The following is a 19,923-nucleotide window of genomic DNA, read 5'->3' on the forward strand; positions in this document are numbered from 1 at the left end:
TTATTCCGTGTTTACGGGTTCAGCTCAACTAGGGGCTTTAATTTTTATATTATTTTCCAAGTTCTTCTACAAATTTTGTAACGTGAGCTGGAAGATCTTCTGGAGTTCTTGCTGTAACGATGTTTCCATCAACAACTGTTTCTTCATCTACCCAGTTTGCACCAGCATTTTTAATATCTGTGCTAATAGTTTTTACTGATGTAGCTTTTATTCCATCTAGGATATCAGCTTCTGCTAAAACCCATGGACCATGGCAGATAGCACCGATTAGTTTGCCAGCTTCATGCATTTCTTTTACAAAATTTACAGTATCTTCTGATTGTCTCATACCATCTGGTGAGAATCCTCCTGGAATGTATACTGCATCAAAGTCACTAGCTTTTGCATCAGAACTTGCAATGTCTGATTTCATTTTGTAGCCACCAGCTTTTCCTACATATTCTGTATCAGCCTCTGTACCTACAAGAGTAACTTCATAATCTTCTTTAAGTCTCCAATAAGGATAAATTAGTTCTGGTTCTTCATATCTATTTTCAATTAGCACTGCTACTTTTTTCATTTAATTAATCTCCTTAAAAGCTCTAAGTTTCGCTTTCATTGTTATATATACCCAAACTACTTATTTTTTAACATAGTTAAAAAATTCTGATGGTTCGACCTTATGGTTATTACGATATTTTAAAGTAATTAAATACAAATCTTCACGCGCTCTAGTCATAGCGACATAAAACATTCTGCGTTCTTCTTCAAGTTTAAGAGTTTTATCTTTAAAATCAAAAAGTATGGGAAATTCTCCCTTTACTAAATCTATTACAAAGACCTTGTCATATTCAAGCCCCTTAGCCTTATGAATGGTGGATAGGATGATATTTGATTTTTTTCTCTTATTTAAAATCCTCTCAAAATTTTCAATTTTTTTGTAAAAATCATCTAAACTTGAAAGACCTCTAGCAAAATTGACCAAGCTTTCTACATATAGGTCTTTGTTTATTACGACTTCATAATGCTTATTAGAAAACATTTTGATATACTCTCTATAGCCCATTTTGTTATAGATATAGGAAAATTTCTTATCTAAATCCATACTTGCTAAGTTTTTAAACTCTTTTTCTTTTCTTAAAAGACCATAGGCTTTTTCATCATTTATATACTCGTGGAGGTAATCAAAAACTGTATAGTTTATTGGTTTTAGATTAAGCTTTTCTATTTCTTCACGGGATAAATATGAATTTACCATATAATAAATCTCTGAAAAAAGCTCTATATTATAAAAATCATTAGAAAAGTTAATGATATTAACCATGTCTTTTAAGATTTTTGAATCAAAAAAATCACTAGATCCATTATTTATGGAAAAATCTATATTTTCTTCCATTAGAAAAGAAACTAAGTTTAGAGCAGAGATATTATTCCTATATAAAATGGCATTGGTTTTATCTTTTTCAAAATGTTTTAGGATATAGGAAAATTCTTCCTTGCTATCATAAGCTTTATACTTATGGACCTTGTTAGTAGTTTTTTTGTTGGTAAATAAGTTTTTTTCATACCTAAATTGGTTTTGACTTATAAAATCACCAGCTACTTTTACAATATTTGCTTGAGACCTATGATTTTCATCCATGGTAATTATTTTTGCACTAGGAAAAATATTTTTAAAATTTAATAAATATTCTGGCTCAGCAGCTCTAAAAGAATATATGGATTGGTCATCATCTGCTACAACCATTAGATTATTTTCTGGATAAATTATTTTTTCAATTAATTTAAATTGCAAGAGGGAGGTATCTTGGCCCTCGTCTAGTTGTATGTACTTATATTTATTTTTAATAGACTTAAGTAGCTTTGGATGTTCATTTATTAGCTTAAGGGCTAATACTTGCATATCATCAAAATCGATAAAAGAATTTTCCTTTTTAAAATTTTCATAGTTTAGGTATATTTTTTCTATGTTTTTTATCTGTGAATTTTTAAGATAAGAAGTACCAACCATGCTGTTTTTCATATAACCAACTTCTGTAAAAAAGTTTTTCAAATCCTCTGAGGACATAATCTTACTATTTATATCAACATATATTTTTTGAACTAGGTTGTACTTATTGTAAAGTTCATCACTTTCTAAGATTTTTAATTCTCTATTAGCTTTTTTGTAATAGTTTCTAATAATCAGGTAGCAAAAGGCATGGATAGTCATAAAGTTTGACTTGGCCTCATTTTCTTTTTCAAACCTATTTTTCATATCTATAGCTTGGGTTCTAGAAAAAGTGAGGGAAAGAATATTTGAAGGATCGATGTTGCTTGATAAAACTTTTATACGTTCTAAAAGCATAGTTGTTTTTCCAGCCCCTGGTACGGCAAGGACTAGACAAGGCCCATTTTTGTGATTTGCTGCAAGTTTTTGTTTGTCTGTTAATTTCATACAAATATCATACCATATAAAATTTTATAAAAGTATGGTAAAATTGTATTAGAATACATATATGGGGGTAACAATGCTTACAACAAATTTTTTAAAGACTAGAACTTCAACTAGAGATTATAAAGAAAAAAACTTAGATGAAAATACTACAAAAAAAATATTTGAAATTGTAGAAGCTGAAGCAGAAAAATTAGGTAAAGAGGACTTATCATTTTTAGTAAATACAGATGGAGAATCTGTATACAAATCCCTTGAAGGGGTAGCTGGCTACAGAGGAATCATGATTAAAGCTCCAGCTTATATTGCTTTAAATACTTTAAATAATAACCCTGCATCTATAGTAAAAGGTGCTTACGGCATGGAAGAAATCATTACAAGATTAAACGAACTAGGACTTGGATCATGCTGGATTACAGTTTCAGATGTAGAAACTACAGTAAAACAATCTGCCTTTAACTTTACTGATGGAGATGTCAACTTACTTTTAGCAGTTGGATATCCACTAAATGATGAAGTTCGCCAACAAAGATATGACGATAGAAAACCTACAGAAGATTTAGTTTTCCTAGGAGATTTTGATACTCAAGCAACAGATGAAGACCTAGAACAAAGAGGACTAAATGATATCTTTGATTATGCAAAATTTGCTCCATCAACCCACAATGAACAACCTTGGAGATTTGTAATAGTTGATGATGAAATAAACTTATATATCGAAGACTTTAAAGGTGATGTAAACTTAATAGATGCTGGTATAATAATGTATTATATCGATGAATTAGGAAAATCACTTGCTATGGCAAGTGGGTGGGATGTAAAACCAGAAATTTCATCTGATAAATACACTTATATAGCAACAAAGAAAATGTAAGAATAGGGCGACTTTTAGTCGCTTTATTTTAATTGAAAGGTAAATATGATTAGATTATATACAGAAAATGATTTTGAAAAGATGAGGGCAGCTGCAGAAATACTTTGCCAGACTCATCTTGCTATCCAAAAAGTTATCAAAGAAGGTATGACAACCAAACAGCTTGATGATTTTGCCAACAAATTTATAGTAGATCACAAAAACGCAGTGCCAGCCCAACTAGGCTATGGTGGTTTCCCTTATACTCTTTGCATATCAGTAAATGATGAAATCTGCCACGGTTTTCCAGGAGACTATGTTTTAAAAGAAGGTGACATAGTTTCTATCGATAACGTAATCCAATATGAGGGAGGACTAGCTGATTCTTGTTGGTCATATGCTATTGGTAATCTAGCAGAACGTGACCAAGAATTAATGGATGTGACTTTAGAATCATTAAATAAAGCTATAGAAGAAGCAAAAGTTGGCAATAGAATAGGTGATATAGGCCATGCTATCCAAGAATATGCAGAAGTAGAGAATGATTTTTCAGTTATCCGTGATTTTATAGGTCATGGTATAGGTAAAGAAATGCACGAAGACCCACAAGTACCACACTACGGAAAGGCTCACAGAGGTCCACGCATCCAAGCAGGTATGGTATTTACAATCGAGCCAATGATTGCAAGTGGCAACTGGCCAATGGAACTTGAAGATAATGGCTGGGTAGCAAAAACAAAAGATGGATCAAACGTGTGTCAATTTGAACACCAATTAATCATTCACGAAGACGGACCAGAAATAATTACTGATCAAAGTAAATATGAATTAACAGAAGAAGACCTAGCATTTATAGAATCATATAAATTTTAGTAGAGGTCTTTCTTGCAAGTAGAATCTTTAAAATTAACAAGTTCAACTGATAAAAATTACTTTGAGAACTTATATAAAACTGCTTTTCTAAAAGAAGAGCAAGTAGCCATACAAAGCCTATACGAGCTTAACAATAAAAATCTAATAGATATTAATTTTTTAAAAGTAGATTGTAAAAAGATTGGACTAGCAGTTATTTATTTAAACCAAGACCTTAATTTACTTTCATATTTTGCTATTGAAGAAAAATATAGGGGCCAGGGCTTAGGGACAAGGGCTTTAGCTTTATTAAAAGACAAATATGATAATTTAATAGTTGAAATTGAAAGTACAAATTTAAAAAAAGTTCACGACCATGATTTAAGAAAAAAGAGAAAAGATTTCTATCTCAAAAACGGCTATAAAGTTTTGGATGGGCAAGTTAATTATTTTGGTATAGAAATGGAACTTATGGCTACCACTAAAGATGCTGGTATTGATGAGTACTTTGATACTTACTATAAAATCTTTAATAAGGATTATATAAATAAAAATATAAAAATAATAGAAAATTAAGTTCTAGGATACATTCCTAGGACTTTTTTGTAAATTTCTTGAAAATTAAGAATTAGCCAAACTTTTTCATATATTAGATAATTATATCTAATACATAATACATAAATAAAAGATAAGGAGACTTAGATGAGCGAATATTTTAACACATCAGATTTAGATAAATTTAATAACGGTGACCTAGCTGATTTACACAAGGAACATTGGGATAATTTTATAAATTATTATGGAAATGTCATGGCTGAGGGAAAACTTTCTGTAAGAACAAAGGCATTAATAGCCCTTGCAGTAGCCCATGCAGAAAAATGTCCATATTGTATAGATGCTTATACAACAAAATGCCTAGATTTAGGTCTTAGCAAAGAAGAAATGATGGAAGCAGTTCATGTAGTAAGTGCTATGCAAGCAGGCATTACCCTTGTAACTAGTGTTCAAATGAAAAACATTATAGATGATTTGGAATTTTAAGTGCATTATTTTAAGAAAGTAAATCAAGCCGTAGCAAGATTTGATGATAGGGTTGGCTATAAGATAAAAACTAAAGATAAAATTGACACCCTCCAATTAAATATTACCAGAACTTGTAATTTAGCTTGCAAGCACTGCCACCTTTCTTGTAGTCCCACTCGCAAAGAAGATATGACTATAGATGTAGCTAGAGAATGTATAGAGTTATTAAAATCTTATGGCTTTAGCACGGTAGATATTACTGGTGGAGCTCCAGAAATGAGTGGAGTTTTTAAATACCTAGTAGAAGAAGCTACTAAGCTTGGTAAAAAAGTAATGATTAGGTCAAATCTTACTATCTATAACAAAAAAGAATACGAAGATATCCCTCAGTTTTTAAGAGACCATAAGGTGGATATTATAGCAAGTTTACCTTTTTATGAAAGAGAAAAAACTGATAAGGTAAGGGGCCTAGGAGTTTTTGAAGATTCTATAAGGATTTTAAAAATTTTAAATGCTTTAGGTTATGGTAAAGATCCTGATTTAAATTTAAACCTAGTTTACAACCCTTCTGGAGCAATGATTCCTCAATCAGAAGAAGAGTTAGAGGAAGTTTATAGAGTAAAGCTAAGAGATGATTATGGCATAGTATTTAACGATTTATTTGCAATAACAAATTCTCCCATTGGAAATTTTGGCAGATGGTTAGATAAATCACGCAACTTAGCTAGATATATGAATCGTTTATATAATTCTTTTAATGATGAAGTGGTAGAAGAGGTCATGTGTAGGTCAACATTATCAGTTGATTATGATGGAACTATTCATGATTGTGACTTTAACCTATCCCTAGGCCTTGGTATAAAAGGTAAAAATAAAACTATATTCGATATTACTGCAAATGATTTGGAAAATAGACAGATAATTACCGCAAATCATTGCTATAGCTGTACAGCAGGAGCGGGCTCTTCCTGAGGAGGCTCCTTGGAGTAGGTTACTTCTAAAGAATATATTAAATAAGGAGAGTTAATGACAGATTTAAGGAAAAAAGTAAGTGATTATTATAGTAAAATCACTACAGAAGATGAAGGGCAAATGCAAACAAATATTTGTGCATGTGCCCGTGATGCTATGCCAGATTACCTAAAAGAAATTAGAAAAGAATTACCAGATGAAATTATTATCCGATTTTACGGCTGTGGTTCACCTATACCAAAGGCTATAGAAGGCAAAACTGTTCTAGACCTAGGATGCGGGACAGGATTAGATTGCTATATTTTGTCAAAACTTGTTGGTGAAAATGGCAGGGTAATTGGTGTTGATATGACAGATAGCCAATTAGAAATTGCTAATAAATATCAAGATGAAATGGCAGAAAAATTTGGATATAGTAAATCAAATGTAGAGTTTCATAAAGGGTATATAGAAGATTTAAAATCTATTGGCATAGAGGATGAATCAATTGATGTAGTTATTTCAAACTGCGTTATAAACCTATCTCCATTTAAAGAAGAAGTTTTTAAAGAAATATGGAGAGTTTTAAAGCGTGGGGGAGAGTTATATTTTTCTGATATTTTTGCTGATAGAAGAATTCCAGAAGATATTAGCCAAAATGAAATCTTAAGAGGAGAATGCTTGGGTGGAGCTATGTATAGAGAAGACTTTAGAAGGCTAATGACTAAAATAGGTTGGACTGATTTTAGATACCTATCAATCGCAAAACAAAGTATAGGTAATAAGGAAATAGAAAATTTAGTAGGAAATATCAACTTTTATTCTGATACCATAAGTGCCTTTAAAATCCCAGACCTTATAGAAGACATATGTGAGGACTATGGTCAAGTTGCTATTTATCAAGGCGGAATAAAAGAAAATGACAACTTTTTTGATCTAGATGGCCACCATAGATTCTTTAAAAATAAAGCAGAATTAGTGTGTGGAAATACAGCTGCAATGTTAGAAGAAACTAGGTATAGCAAATATTTTGAAATTATTGGAAATAGGGATAATCACTTTGGTGTCTTTGCCGGTTGTGCTAGTACTAGATTTAGTAGCTTAGATGCTCGAGGAAGTGGAGAAGTTTGTTGTTGTTAAATTATTGTATTTTTTTATAAAGCATGATAATATAGTTTATATAAATAATAACATTTTATAAGGGGAGAGTAATATGAAAAATTATAAGAATTTGTTTTTAAGCTTAGCTTTAACAGGAGCTATACTAACAGGTTGTTCAAACCAAGAGCAAGCACCTGCAGAAGATGCAGCTGTAAATGAAACTGAAACTACAGAAACTGTAGAAACAACCGATGATAGTACAGAAGTTGTAGAAGAAGTTAAAGGTGTTAGTAAAGACAACAATATAGTAGTTGATGAAGAAAATCAAACTGTAACTGTTTACGCAAACTTTAATGGTAAGTTCCTTACTGAGTCAACTAGACACTTAGTAGTATCTGAAACAGGTAAATTTGGAGACAAACCAGTATTTATTTCTCAAACTGCTCCAGCTGATTTCCATCAAGCTCTATTAGACATCGGTGCAGAACCGGGTGATAATATGACTCCAGAAAATGCAGAAGAAACTACATCTGAAGGTACACCATTAGATGTAACATTCTACTGGGAAGGAAACGAAGATGGAGTTGATGTAAATGACTTTATCGTAGATCCAAATGGAAAAGGTGTTGACTTAAGATTTACAGGTAACCTTGATAGATCAAATGAAAAGAAAACAGGTTGCTTATCTTGCCTAGATTCTTGTACAGTAGGTATTTCATCAAATGCTAATTATCCATTTGGCTCTGTTGAAAAAACAAAAATTGTAGAATTTGGTTTAAATGAAGAACTAGCTCCAGAAGATGGAACACCGGTTGCTATAGTTTACTCACTTAGAGGATAATGGAAACTTTAGCAAAAATTGCAAGGTATTTATTAGGTTCAATTGTTTTATTTACCCTAGCAACTAGTTTAATTAGCCTAAGTATTTGGCTAGATATGAGAATCCATGCCAGACACATTGTCTATGCTAGTTTTATATTCGTGCTAGTGCTTATGATAAGAGGAAACTTTAAGTCTATAAAACCTATTTTAATTGGTGAAGTTATTATGGTGCTTGCCTTTATGCTTGGCAAGTTTCCAAGGGTTTCCTATGAACTAAGAGATGCATTTTATTTGCCAATCCAAATAGATAACTTTAAAATAGTTTTAATCATAACAATAATTGTCACTAGCTTAATAGTTTACTATGATTATTATAAAAACAATAAATATTTAGCAAAAATTAAGGCATAAAAAAAAGCAGGATTTTTAAATAGATCCTGCTTTTTTGCTATTAAAATTTGCCTATACCTAGTTTTTTGCTATCTGCACCCTTATGGTAGGCAGATCTTACTAGTTTATTAATTAATTCTTCATATTCTATGCCAGATGCTTTTGCTTCTAAGACATATGGAGAAGTAGTTTTTGATAGGCCTGGCATGGTATTTATTTCCATTATGTAAGGTTCACCATCAGCATTTAGCCTAATATCAATTCTTGCATAGGTGTCACAATTCATTGCTTTAAATGATTTGATAGCTAGGTATTTCATTTCTAGTTCTAGTTCTTCATCTATTTTAGCCGGTGTAGTTTTGATAGTCCATTTATTTTTTACTACATCTTTTGTTCTAAAGCTGACACCACTTTCTGGATTAAAAGTTATTTCTGTAACTTCAAGGGCCTTTAATTCTCCCATATCTTCTAAAACACCTACAGTAAATTCTCTACCTGGTAAAAATTCTTCTATAATTACAGGTGGATTTACTTCTGAAAAAATTCTGTCTAATGTATTTTCCAATTCCTCTTCATTTTCTACATAAGAATCATTTCTAATACCCACTGACACTGCTTCTGATTCTGGTTTTACAAATAGAGGGAAGGATTCTTTTAGTTCTTCTTTTAACTCATCATCTTTGGAAAATAAAATTTGAGATTTTACTATTGGTAAACCGTGGGAAGCTAAGATAAGATTTGCTGTTTCCTTTGATAGGGCAGTAGCTTGGGCTAGCATACCACTACCTACTATAGGTATGCCTAGTAATTCTAGGGCTGCAAATACGTTTCCTTGTAGTTTTAAGTTTTCTAAAGGGTCATAGTGGATAAATATTACATCCAAGTCTTCTATTTCCATAATATTTCTCATCATATCAATATTAGCTGGAATTTCAAAAACTTCGTGGTTATTGAATTCTAAGGCTTCTTTGATAGATGTTAGCATATTTTGCATAATCCTATCTGCATTTGGATTTACCTGTCTAATTTCATCTGTCATGTTTTCGTATTCTGCGTATACTAAAGCTATTTTCATATGTACTCTTTCTTATTAATATATTAGTCTAATAAATTTTTTTTATTTCAAACAAAAAGAATTAGGCGTCTTCACCTAATTCTAATGTTATTTGGTTTTTAGTTTTTTCTCTTTCACTCATCATTTGGTTGTAGCATTCCCTGCAAAGAGGCTCATATTTATCTTTTGAACCGATTTGGATTCTTGATTCGTCGGTAGATTTTCTGTATGAGGCCCAGGCGTCTTCGCCACAATTTGCACAAATGGCATGGTGTTTGGTTAGTTCATCTGCTATGGGCATTATTTCTTTGATGATTTCAAAGGGCCTAGTTTTATAATCCATATCTAGACCTGAAACTACAATAGTAATATTTTTATCCATAAGTTCATTAAAGATATCTATTACTTCTGTAGGATCATTGGGGAAAAATTGCACTTCATCTATACCTATAGCATCCAATTCGTGATTTGTGGCATATTCCAAAACATCATTTAAGTTTTCTACCTTTATAGCATCTAACTCTAAATTGTCATGGGATACTATTTTTTTCTCATCATCACGATTATCTACGGCTGGTTTAAAGGCAGCAATTTTATAATTTGCTATCCTCATCCTATAAAGCTCTCGCCATAGGGAAGTGGTTTTTCCTGAAAACATGGAGCCTGTGTGAACTATTAGTTTTCCTTGTTTTTTCATTAGTTAACCTTATACATTAAATTTAAAGTTCACTACATCGCCATCTTTCATGATGTAGTCCTTGCCTTCCATTCTTAAAAGGCCTCTTTCACGTGCTGCATTGATAGAACCACTATCTACCAAATCTTCATAAGAAACTATTTCAGCTTTTATAAAACCACGGGATATGTCTGAGTGGATTTTGCCAGCAGCATCTACTGCTTTTGTACCATCTTTTATGGTCCAAGCACGAGTTTCCATTTCTCCTGTAGTAAGGTAGGAGATAAGGTCTAGTGTTTTGTAACTATCTTTTATTACCTTATCAGTGCCTGATTCACTTAAGCCAAGCATTTCTAGGAAATCTTCTTTTTCTTCATCTGTATCTAGCTCTGAAATTTCTTGTTCAATTTTTGCAGACACTATAGATACTTCAGCATTTTCACCTGCTGCAAACTCACGAACTTTAGCTACATATGGGTTATCAGATCCATCATTTGCAGCATCTTCTTCATTTACATTGCACACATAAATAATAGGCTTAGTTGATAGTAGTTGATAGGAGCGAAGGAGTTTTTTCTCATCGTCATTTAGATTTAAAACTCTTGCAGACTTTCCTTCTTCAAGAACTTCTTTTACTTTGTCTAAAACAGCTACTTCCTTAGCAACTTCTTTGTCATTTCTTGCTACTTTTCTACGTTTTTCTAAAACTTTTTCTATCATTTCAAGATCTGCAAAGATTAGTTCAAGATTTATTGTTTCGATATCACGGATAGGGTCTACTGATCCATCTACGTGAGTTACATTTGGGTCATCAAAACATCTTAAAACCTCAACTATAGCATCAGTTTCCCTAATATTTGATAAAAATTGGTTACCCAAACCTTCACCCTTTGATGCTCCTCTAACTAGACCTGCTATATCATAAAATTCTATAACAGCTGGAACAACTTTTTTTGAGTCGCTAATTTGTGCTAGGACATCTAGTCTTTCGTCTGGCACATTTACAAGGCCCACATTTGGGTCAATTGTTGCAAATGGATAGTTTGCAATAAGTGCTCCAGCTTTTGTAATTGCGTTAAATAATGTTGATTTACCAACGTTTGGCAATCCTACAATTCCAAGTTTCATTTGTTATCTCACCCCTTAAATATTTTTAAACATTGCTTTTATTATAATTGATTTAGCAAAAAATTCAATTGATACAAAGCTACCAAAGATAGGTCAAAATGGTATAATTACTGTATAAAATAAGGAAATTTTAACATTTTTACTAAATTACTTTTTTAAATTTTTAAGGGAGTTTATATGAATATTAATCAAAGATTAGAAAATTTACGAAGCTTAATGGCTGATAGAAAAATTGATGCTTACATAATACCAACCTCTGACCCTCACCAGTCAGAATATTTATCAGACCATTATAAAGAAAGAGAATTTATATCTGGTTTCACTGGATCTGCTGGTACAGCTGTTGTTACACCGACTGAAGCAAAAGTATGGACTGATTCTAGGTACTTTCTGCAAGCAGAAAAAGAACTAGCCCACTCAGACTTTGAACTTATGAAAATGGGTGATGAAGACTATCCGACAGTAGAAGAATACTTAGAAGAAAACGTAAATGAATTTGGGAAAATTGCCTTTAATGGAAATCTTTTCTCAGTTAGAGAATACAAGAAATTAAGCGAATCTATGGGATCTCGTACCCTTGTTTCTGATATCGACTACATTTCTGATTTATGGAAAGATCGACCAGATTTAAGAAAAGATAAGGCATGGATTCTAGAAGAAAAATATGCTGGAGAAAGTACTGCTTCAAAACTTTCTCGTATCCGCGAAGAAATGGATGAAAATGGCTATGATTATTATTTTATAGGAGCAGTAGAGGATATTTGTTGGCTATTAAATATCAGGGGTAATGATATCGACTACAATCCAGTTGTACTATGCTATATGCTAATATCAAAAGATAGGGCATATTTGTGTATTGATCAAGAAAAGCTTGATGGAGAAACAAAGGATTATTTAGAAGCAAATAAGATAAAAATACATTCCTACAACTATATATTTACTCTTTTAAAAGATATACCAGGAAAAAACCGTATTTTCCTAGATCCAGCTAGGACAAATGTGGCTATTTATGACGCTATAAATTCAAACGTAAAAGTTTCTACTGGTACAAATATCACTACAAATATGAAGGCTATTAAAAATGAAACCGAGATTGCTAATACAAAAAAAGCTTACATTATAGATGGGGTTACCTTAGTGAAATTCTTTAATTGGTTAGAAGTAGGTGCTACTACTGGTACCTTAAACGAATATGTAGCTAGTAAAAAACTTCACGAACTTCGAGCTGAAAATGAAAGTTTTATAGAAGAGTCTTTTGCTACAATTATGGGTTATAAGGACAATGCTGCCATAGTTCACTATGCACCAGCTAATGTCGGATCAAAAACTATCAGAACTGAAGGAATGGTTTTAATAGATTCTGGGGCCCATTACAAAGAAGGAACTACAGATATTACAAGAACCGTTGCACTAGGTACCCTTAATCAAGCAGAAAAAGATGATTACACTTTGGTTTTAAAATCACATATAGCTTTATTTTTAGCTAAATTTAAAGAAAAAACTACAGGTGCTAGACTTGATTCCATTGCCAAATATCCATTGTGGCAAGCAGGCAAAGATTTCTTCCATGGAACAGGTCATGGTGTAGGTTACTTATTAACAGTTCACGAAGGACCGCAAAGACTTGGCCTCGGACCTGGATCAGAAATAGAATTTAAAGAGCACATGTTTACATCAATTGAGCCAGGTTTATATATATCAAACAGCCACGGAATAAGAATAGAAAACCAAGCGGTTGTTCAAAAAGCATTGGAAAATGAATTTGGTAGATTTTTAGAATTTGAAAATCTAACCTATGTACCAATAGATACTAGACCTATTAATGTAGATATGCTAACTAATGAAGAGATAAATTGGATAAATGACTACAATCAAAAATGTGAAGAAGTATTAGCTGCATACCTAGAAGGAGCAGATTTAGAGTACTTGAAGGAGAGTTGTAAACAAATTTGACTAAAGAAGAACTAAAGGCGAAACTTAAAGAACTACCTGATTTGCCAGGAGTTTATATAATGAGAAATGCCGATGATGAAATAATATATGTCGGCAAAGCTATTTCTCTAAAAAAAAGAGTCCGCCAATATTTTGATAACAATAAAAATAAGGGGGCCAAGGTCCTTGCTATGGTCTCTCACATTGACCACTTTGAATATATAATAGTGGAAAATGAAGTGGAGGCCTTGGTTTTAGAATCAAACTTAATAAAGAAAAATAGGCCCAAATACAATATCGTCCTCCGTGATGATAAACAATATCCGTATATAAAAATAACCAATGAAAAATTCCCACGAATCCAAAAAGTAAGGCAGATTTATAATGATAAGGCAAGTTATTATGGACCTTATCCAGATGCCTATGCAGTAAATGACGCCATAGATTTATTTCACTTGTACTATCCTTTTAGAACTTGTAACCTAGATTTTGACAAAGGACAAACCTTAGATAGGCCATGTTTAAACTATTTTATAAAAAAATGTAAGGGTCCATGTATCCACGATGAAGACGAAAATCGCTATATGGATCATATAGATGATGTAAAATCTTTTTTAGAAAATAGATCGGACAAAATCCCTGAATGGGTTTTAGAAAAAATGAATGAATCAAGTGCTGAGTTAAACTTTGAGATGGCATCAAAATATAGGGACTTTTATAGGGCCCTATCTACTATTTCTGAAAGACAAAATGTCACAGAAACCAGGGGAGATGATATGGATATCATTGCTATGAGCAAGGGTGCAACAGCCATAGTAATGCAAGTGTTCTTAATGCGCCAAGGAAAAATTGTAGAACGTGAGCATTTTATAATCAAAAATGACTATATAGAAACCAACAAAGAAATCATGTCATCATTTATCAAGCAATTTTACCTAGATATCATGTATGTTCCTAAAGAAATTTTAATAGAATTTGAGCCTGATGACCTAACACCTATAAATGAATTTTTAAATCAAAAACGCGGCAGCAAGGTTCTAATCCATGAGCCAAAATTGGGCAAGAAAAAAGAGTTAGTTAATATGGCCTTAACTAATGCCAATGATATGCGTATCAAATACGAAAAACAGGTAGAAAAAAAAGACCGCAAAAAATCTGCTGGTATCAACCAGTTAAAAGAAATTTTAAATATGCCAGAGATAAAACGTATAGAATGCTATGATATTTCAAATACATCAGGCGTTCAATCAGTAGGATCCATGGTGGTTTTTAAAGATGGCCACCCAAATCCAAAGGAATACCGTAAATTTAAAATAAAAACTATAGAAGGTCCAAATGATTATGGTTCTTTAAAAGAAGTATTAACTCGTAGATTTAAAAATGGTATCAAAGAAATGGAAAAAGGCAATACTACGACAGGATTTGGTAATATGCCAGATTTAATTTTAATGGATGGTGGTAAGGGTCAAGTATCATCAGCCCTAGAAATCCTAAATGAATTTAAGCTTGATATAGAAATAGCAGGGCTTGTAAAAGATGATAAGCACACCACTAGAGCTATTATCTACCAAGGTGAGGAAATATTTATAAAAAGAAGTGAGCCAGTTTATAAATTAATTTACGAAATTCAAGAAGAAGCCCATAGATTTGCCATAAATTATCATAGGAAGCTTATGCAAAATACTATGAAAACATCAGAACTAGATAATATCAAAGGAGTAGGTGAAAAAACAAGGACAAATTTATATAAGCACTTTAAAAGTCTTTCTAATATAAAAAAAGCAAGTGTAGAAGAACTTATGGAAGTACCCTTAGTAGGCAGGGCCCAAGCCCTTGAGATTTATAAGTACTTTAGGCTAAAGGGCTAATAAGGAGCAAATTATGGATAGAAACAGGAAAACACAAAGTGATGATCAGACGCAAACCCTTATAGAGCGTGATATTATTCCTAAACATGTAGCAGAAGGTGAGCAGGTAAAAGAGATAAAACTTCATACTGTTGTGGACAGATTGGGTCTTGAAATTGTCCACCAGTCTTCAGATTATTTTGATATAACTTTATCAAATGCAGATGTAAATCGTCCTGGTTTACAACTTGCAGGTTACCTAGAAGACTTTCCCTACCAGAGGTTACAAGTTATAGGATCTGTAGAATTCACTTACCTTACAGGTCTAGATAGCAAGCTCCAATATGAAAGATTTAGGGGTATTTTAGCTTACAATATCCCAGCTGTTATTTTCTCTTATGATGCTGATATAAACCAAGATATCCTAGACTTGGCTGATTATTATGATAAGACCCTTTTAAGGTCACCTGCAAAAACTACTAAGCTTATATCTGCAATTTCAGATGAACTAGAATATCAGTTAGCCCCTAGGAGCAATGTCCATGGGGAACTTTTAGAAGTTTTTGGTATTGGTGTTTTGATTATGGGCAAGTCTTCAGTAGGAAAAAGTGAGACTGCCCTAGACCTTATCAATCGCGGTCACAGGTTAGTTGCAGATGATATGGTAGACATAATGGCCTTTGATGGCAAACTTACTGGCTCATCTCCAGATAATATCCGCCATTATATGGAAATAAGGGGGCTAGGTATAGTAAATGTTAGAAGGCTATATGGTACTGGTTCTGTAAAAAATAGCACCCAGATAGAACTAGTTATAGAACTAGAGCAATGGAAAGAAGATTATGAGTACGATAGACTAGGTTTAGATAACCATTGTGTCAAGCTTTTAAATGTAAAAGTTCCTCATATAGTAGTTCCAGTAAGGGCTGGTAGAAATCTTGCCTTGATAGTGGAAGTCGCTGCAATGAATCAAAGGGAGAAAAATTTTGGTTATAATGCAGCTAGAGTTATGACAAATAATATTTTTCATAAGAGCTTAGCTGAGGAAAACGATGACTTCATTTAGGTCATTGTTTTTTTATTTAAAAGAAAATTTGTGTTAGATTTTAGAAAATATATGAATTTTTTAGTATATTCTTAAAATCTTGTTTTATTTAAAAAAGGCCCTTGACATTCCTAGGAATGTTATTTATACTTAAATTAGTGTTAACGATAATTGCTTATTAATTATTTTAGGAGGTCTAAATGACAATTACTAGAGCAATGAAGACTATGGACGGTAATACCGCTGCAGCTCACGTATCATACGCATTTACTGACGTTGCAACTATTTACCCAATCACACCATCTTCACCAATGCCAGAATCTATTGATGTATGGTCATCAAATGGACGTAAAAATGTTTTCGATAGAGAAGTTATGGTTAAAGAAATGCAATCTGAAGCAGGTGCAGCAGCAGCATTTCACGGAGCATTAGCAGCAGGAGCACTTACTAGTACATACACAGCAAGTCAAGGTTTATTATTAATGATACCTAACATGTATAAAGTTGCTGGAGAAAGATTACCAGGTGTATTCCACGTTGCAGCTAGAACAGTAGCAACACATGCTCTTTCTATCTATGGAGACCACTCAGATATATACGCAGCTAGACAAACAGGTGTAGCTATGCTTTGTTCAAACTCTGTTCAAGAAGTTATGGACTTATCACCAGTTTCTCACTTATCAGCTATCAGAGGTAGAGTACCATTTGTAAACTTCTTTGATGGATTTAGAACAAGCCACGAAATTCAAAAAATCAATGTTTGGGATTACGAAACATTACAAGATTTAGTAGACTTTGATGCAGTTGATGCATTTAAAAACCACTCACTTAACCCAGAAAGACCAAAACACATGGGTACAGCTGAGAAAAATATCTTCTTCCAAAGAACAGTTTCAAGAAACAAAGCATATACAGAAATCATTGATGTAGTAGAAGATTACATGAACCAAATCAACGATTTAATCGGTACAAACTACGGTTTATTTAACTACTACGGTCAAGAAGATGCAGAAGAAGTAATTGTAGCAATGGGATCTGTAAACCAAACTATCCGTGAAACAGTAGACGCTTTAGCAAAAGAAGGCTACAAAGTTGGTTTAGTAGAAGTTCACTTATTCAGACCATTCTCAAAAGCACACTTATTAAAAGCAGTTCCAAAATCTGTTAAGAAAATTGCTGTTCTTGATAGAACAAAAGAACATGGAGCTGAAGGTCAACCTCTATACTTAGACGTTAAATCAGCATTCTATGGTGTTGAAAACGCTCCGAAAATCTACAGTGGTATCTACGGACTTTCAAGTAAAGATACAGTTCCTGGAGATATCAAAGCAGTATACGACAACCTAAGAAAAGACGAACCAAAAGATGAATTTACACTTTCAATTACAGATGATGTTACAAACACATCTTTAGAAAGAGAAGACTTTAAAGTACGTCACGAAGGTACAACAAGATGTAAATTCTGGGGATTCGGATCAGATGGTACTGTTGGTGCTAACAAACAAGCTATCAAAATCATCGGTGATAACACAGACATGTATGCTCAAGGTTACTTTGACTACGACTCTAAAAAATCAGGTGGTTTAACAGTATCTCACTTAAGATTTGGTAAAGAACCAATTAAATCAACATACCTATTAGATGAAGCTGACTTTATGTCACTTTCAAAACAAGCTTACCTACACCAATACGATGTATTAAAAGGTCTTAAAGATGGTGGTACATTCCTTCTTAACACAACATGGAGTGAAGAAGAATTAGAAGAACACCTTCCAGCAAATGTAAAAAGATACCTTGCTGAACATGACATCAAATTCTACATCATTGACGCAAGTCACATTGCTCAAGAAATTGGACTAGGTTCAAGAACAAACATGATAATGCAAGCTGCATTCTTTAACTTATCTCAAGTACTTCCAATTGATGAAGCTGTTGGATACTTAAAAGATTCTATCGTTAAAGCATACGGTCACAAAGGCGATGACATTGTAAACATGAACTACTCAGCAGTAGATTCAGGTTTAGAAGCAGCTAAAAAAGTAGAAGTTCCAGCTGAATGGGCAAACGCTCAAGATGAAGTAAAAGCTGAAGAAAAAGACCTACCAGAATTTGTTAAAAACATTCTAAAACCAATGATTGAACAAAAAGAAGATGATATTCCAGTATCAGCTTTCGTAGATCTTGATTTAGAAAATGGTGAATTCCCATCAGGTACAACAGCAGTCGAAAAACGTGGTATTGCTCTTAACGTACCAGAATGGCAAATGGAAAATTGTATCCAATGTAACCAATGTTCATTCGTATGTCCTCACGCTGTAATTAGACCATTCCTAGTAACAGAAGATGAAAAAGCAAATGCACCAGAAGGTTTTGAAACTAAAAAAGCAATCGGTAAAGGACTTGAAGAATACGAATTTAGAATTCAAGTATCTCCATTAGACTGTACAGGTTGTGGAAACTGTGCTGATATTTGTCCAGCTCCAGAAAAAGCTCTTCTAATGAAACCATTCGAAGAACAAGTTGAAGAACAAAAAGATAACTGGGAATACGCACACGAAGAAGTTGGCTACAAAGAAGATGTTATGGATGATCAAACACTTAAAGGAAGCCAATTCAAACAACCATTACTACAATTCTCAGGAGCTTGTGCAGGTTGTGGTGAAACTCCATACGCTAAACTTGTAACACAAATGTTTGGTGACAGAATGTATGTAGCAAATGCTACAGGTTGTTCATCAATCTGGGGAGCAAGTGCACCAGCTATGTCATACACAATCAACCAAGAATCAGGTAAGGGTCCAGCTTGGGGTAACTCATTATTTGAAGATGCTGCTGAATACGGATATGGTATCAAATTAGCTGCAGAATCAAACAAATACCTACTAGAAACAAGAATGAACTCATTCTTAGATTTAAACCTTGATACTCCACTTAATGAAGCATTCAAAATGTGGTTAGAAGGAAAAGAAGATGTAAATGCATCTAAAGAAGCAACAGCTAAAATCCTTAACCTACAAGATGAAACAGTTGATAGTGAAGAAGGAAAAGCTCTACTTAAAGATATCTACAACTTAAAAGATTACATGATCAAAAAATCACTATGGATCTTTGGTGGTGACGGATGGAGCTATGATATCGGATTTGGTGGTGTTGACCACGTATTAGCAAGTGGTGAAAATGTAAACATCCTAGTATTCGATACAGAAGTTTACTCAAACACAGGTGGTCAATCATCTAAAGCTACACCATTATCAGCAGTAGCACAATTCGCTGCATCTGGTAAAAAAGTACGTAAAAAAGACCTTGGTCTAATGATGACTTCATACGGATACATCTACGTTGCACAAGTAGCTATGGGTGCTAACCAAAACCAAACAGTAAAAGCAATTAAAGAAGCTGAAAGCTATGATGGTCCATCACTAATCATCGCTTACGCACCATGTATCAACCACGGAATCAGAATTGGTATGGGTAAATCACAATTTAGAGAAAAACAAGCTGTTCAAGCTGGTTACTGGCACTTATGGAGATTTGACCCAAGACTTGCAGAAGAGGGCAAAAATCCATTCCAATTAGACTCTAAAGAACCTACCGAATCATTCCAAGAATTCTTACAAGGCGAAGTTAGATACTCTTCACTTAAGAGATCATTCCCAGAAACAGCAGATGAATTATATGCAGAAGCTGAAAAAGCTGCAAACGATAGATACGAAACATATAAAAGACTTGCTGGAAAATAAGAATTAATAAGTAATTAAAAGAATGCCATATGTAAATATGGCATTTTTTTTTAAGAATAAAAATAGATTTTTTAACAAAATATATTTAGGAACTAA

At 33.1% G+C, this 19,923-nt stretch carries 17 protein-coding genes; 12 read left to right on the forward strand and 5 right to left on the reverse strand.

The features are described 5' to 3' along the window. Nucleotides 1-49: 49 nt before the first annotated feature. Together AB9Q04_RS06900 and AB9Q04_RS06905 are read right to left on the reverse strand one after the other, a co-directional pair. Nucleotides 50-559 (reverse strand): type 1 glutamine amidotransferase domain-containing protein, encoded by a 510-nt coding sequence (locus AB9Q04_RS06900; RefSeq protein WP_410024604.1) that lies wholly within the window; start codon nt 557-559, stop codon nt 50-52. A gap of 60 nt (nt 560-619) precedes the next feature. Continuing rightward, nucleotides 620-2,416 (reverse strand): ATP-dependent helicase, encoded by a 1,797-nt coding sequence (locus AB9Q04_RS06905; RefSeq protein WP_410024605.1) that lies wholly within the window; start codon nt 2,414-2,416, stop codon nt 620-622. Nucleotides 2,417-2,489: 73 nt separating this feature from the next. Here AB9Q04_RS06905 and AB9Q04_RS06910 point away from each other — a divergent pair, with 73 nt between their 5' ends. From AB9Q04_RS06910 to AB9Q04_RS06945, 8 genes are all read left to right on the forward strand, one after another. After that, nucleotides 2,490-3,287, forward strand: a complete 798-nt coding sequence (locus AB9Q04_RS06910; protein ID WP_410024606.1) for a nitroreductase family protein — start codon at nt 2,490-2,492, stop codon at nt 3,285-3,287. 45 nt (nt 3,288-3,332) lie between these two features. Further along, nucleotides 3,333-4,139 carry a type I methionyl aminopeptidase gene (gene map, locus AB9Q04_RS06915; RefSeq protein WP_410024607.1) on the forward strand — a complete coding sequence of 269 codons (807 nt, stop codon included), beginning with the start codon at nt 3,333-3,335 and terminating at the stop codon, nt 4,137-4,139. Nucleotides 4,140-4,151: 12 nt separating this feature from the next. After that, entirely contained in the window at nt 4,152-4,694 is a 543-nt protein-coding gene (locus AB9Q04_RS06920) for a GNAT family N-acetyltransferase (RefSeq protein WP_410024608.1), read from the forward strand. A 126-nt stretch (nt 4,695-4,820) separates the two neighbouring features. Further along, nucleotides 4,821-5,159 carry an arsenosugar biosynthesis-associated peroxidase-like protein gene (locus AB9Q04_RS06925; protein ID WP_410024609.1) on the forward strand — a complete coding sequence of 113 codons (339 nt, stop codon included), beginning with the start codon at nt 4,821-4,823 and terminating at the stop codon, nt 5,157-5,159. Beyond that, nucleotides 5,160-6,113, forward strand: a complete 954-nt coding sequence (gene arsS / locus AB9Q04_RS06930; RefSeq protein WP_410024610.1) for an arsenosugar biosynthesis radical SAM (seleno)protein ArsS — start codon at nt 5,160-5,162, stop codon at nt 6,111-6,113. Between the two features lie 54 nt (nt 6,114-6,167). After that, nucleotides 6,168-7,232 (forward strand): methyltransferase domain-containing protein, encoded by a 1,065-nt coding sequence (locus tag AB9Q04_RS06935; protein WP_410024611.1) that lies wholly within the window; start codon nt 6,168-6,170, stop codon nt 7,230-7,232. Between the two features lie 73 nt (nt 7,233-7,305). After that, the gene (locus tag AB9Q04_RS06940; protein ID WP_410024612.1) at nt 7,306-8,034 is read left to right on the forward strand and encodes a YdjY domain-containing protein; all 729 of its coding nucleotides are present in this window, start codon (nt 7,306-7,308) and stop codon (nt 8,032-8,034) included. Further along, nucleotides 8,034-8,426, forward strand: coding sequence for a hypothetical protein (locus AB9Q04_RS06945; protein WP_410024613.1), 393 nt, complete (start codon nt 8,034-8,036; stop codon nt 8,424-8,426). Before AB9Q04_RS06940 ends, AB9Q04_RS06945 begins: the two co-directional genes overlap by 1 nt. 40 nt (nt 8,427-8,466) lie before the next feature. On the opposite strand, the gene AB9Q04_RS06950 is transcribed toward AB9Q04_RS06945, so the two are convergent. The 3 genes from AB9Q04_RS06950 to ychF all read right to left on the reverse strand — a co-directional run bounded on the left by AB9Q04_RS06950 (nt 8,467) and on the right by ychF (nt 11,263). Then, nucleotides 8,467-9,480 carry a D-alanine--D-alanine ligase family protein gene (locus tag AB9Q04_RS06950; protein WP_410024614.1) on the reverse strand — a complete coding sequence of 338 codons (1,014 nt, stop codon included), beginning with the start codon at nt 9,478-9,480 and terminating at the stop codon, nt 8,467-8,469. 61 nt (nt 9,481-9,541) lie between these two features. After that, on the reverse strand, nt 9,542-10,156 hold the full coding sequence (locus tag AB9Q04_RS06955; RefSeq protein WP_410024615.1) for a thymidine kinase: 615 nt from the start codon (nt 10,154-10,156) through the stop codon (nt 9,542-9,544). A gap of 9 nt (nt 10,157-10,165) precedes the next feature. Next, the gene (ychF, locus tag AB9Q04_RS06960; protein ID WP_410024616.1) at nt 10,166-11,263 is read right to left on the reverse strand and encodes a redox-regulated ATPase YchF; all 1,098 of its coding nucleotides are present in this window, start codon (nt 11,261-11,263) and stop codon (nt 10,166-10,168) included. Nucleotides 11,264-11,440: 177 nt separating this feature from the next. Between ychF and AB9Q04_RS06965 the strand changes: the two genes are divergently transcribed. The 4 genes from AB9Q04_RS06965 (at nt 11,441) to nifJ (ending at nt 19,827) form a co-directional block, all read left to right on the forward strand. After that, a complete protein-coding gene (locus tag AB9Q04_RS06965; RefSeq protein ID WP_410024617.1) occupies nt 11,441-13,216 on the forward strand; it encodes an aminopeptidase P family protein in 1,776 nt (591 codons plus the stop codon). Then, nucleotides 13,213-15,063: an excinuclease ABC subunit UvrC gene (gene uvrC, locus AB9Q04_RS06970; RefSeq protein WP_410024618.1), complete on the forward strand. Its 1,851-nt coding sequence runs from the start codon at nt 13,213-13,215 to the stop codon at nt 15,061-15,063. The genes AB9Q04_RS06965 and uvrC overlap by 4 nt, the downstream gene beginning before the upstream one ends. 13 nt (nt 15,064-15,076) lie before the next feature. Next, a complete protein-coding gene (gene hprK / locus AB9Q04_RS06975) occupies nt 15,077-16,108 on the forward strand; it encodes an HPr(Ser) kinase/phosphatase (protein WP_410024619.1) in 1,032 nt (343 codons plus the stop codon). A 179-nt stretch (nt 16,109-16,287) separates the two neighbouring features. Further along, entirely contained in the window at nt 16,288-19,827 is a 3,540-nt protein-coding gene (nifJ, locus tag AB9Q04_RS06980) for a pyruvate:ferredoxin (flavodoxin) oxidoreductase (protein ID WP_410024620.1), read from the forward strand. The last annotated feature ends 96 nt before the right edge of the window (nt 19,828-19,923 follow it).

Source organism: Anaerococcus groningensis (assembly GCF_046365465.1).
In the GTDB taxonomy this organism is placed as follows: domain Bacteria; phylum Bacillota; class Clostridia; order Tissierellales; family Peptoniphilaceae; genus Anaerococcus; species Anaerococcus groningensis.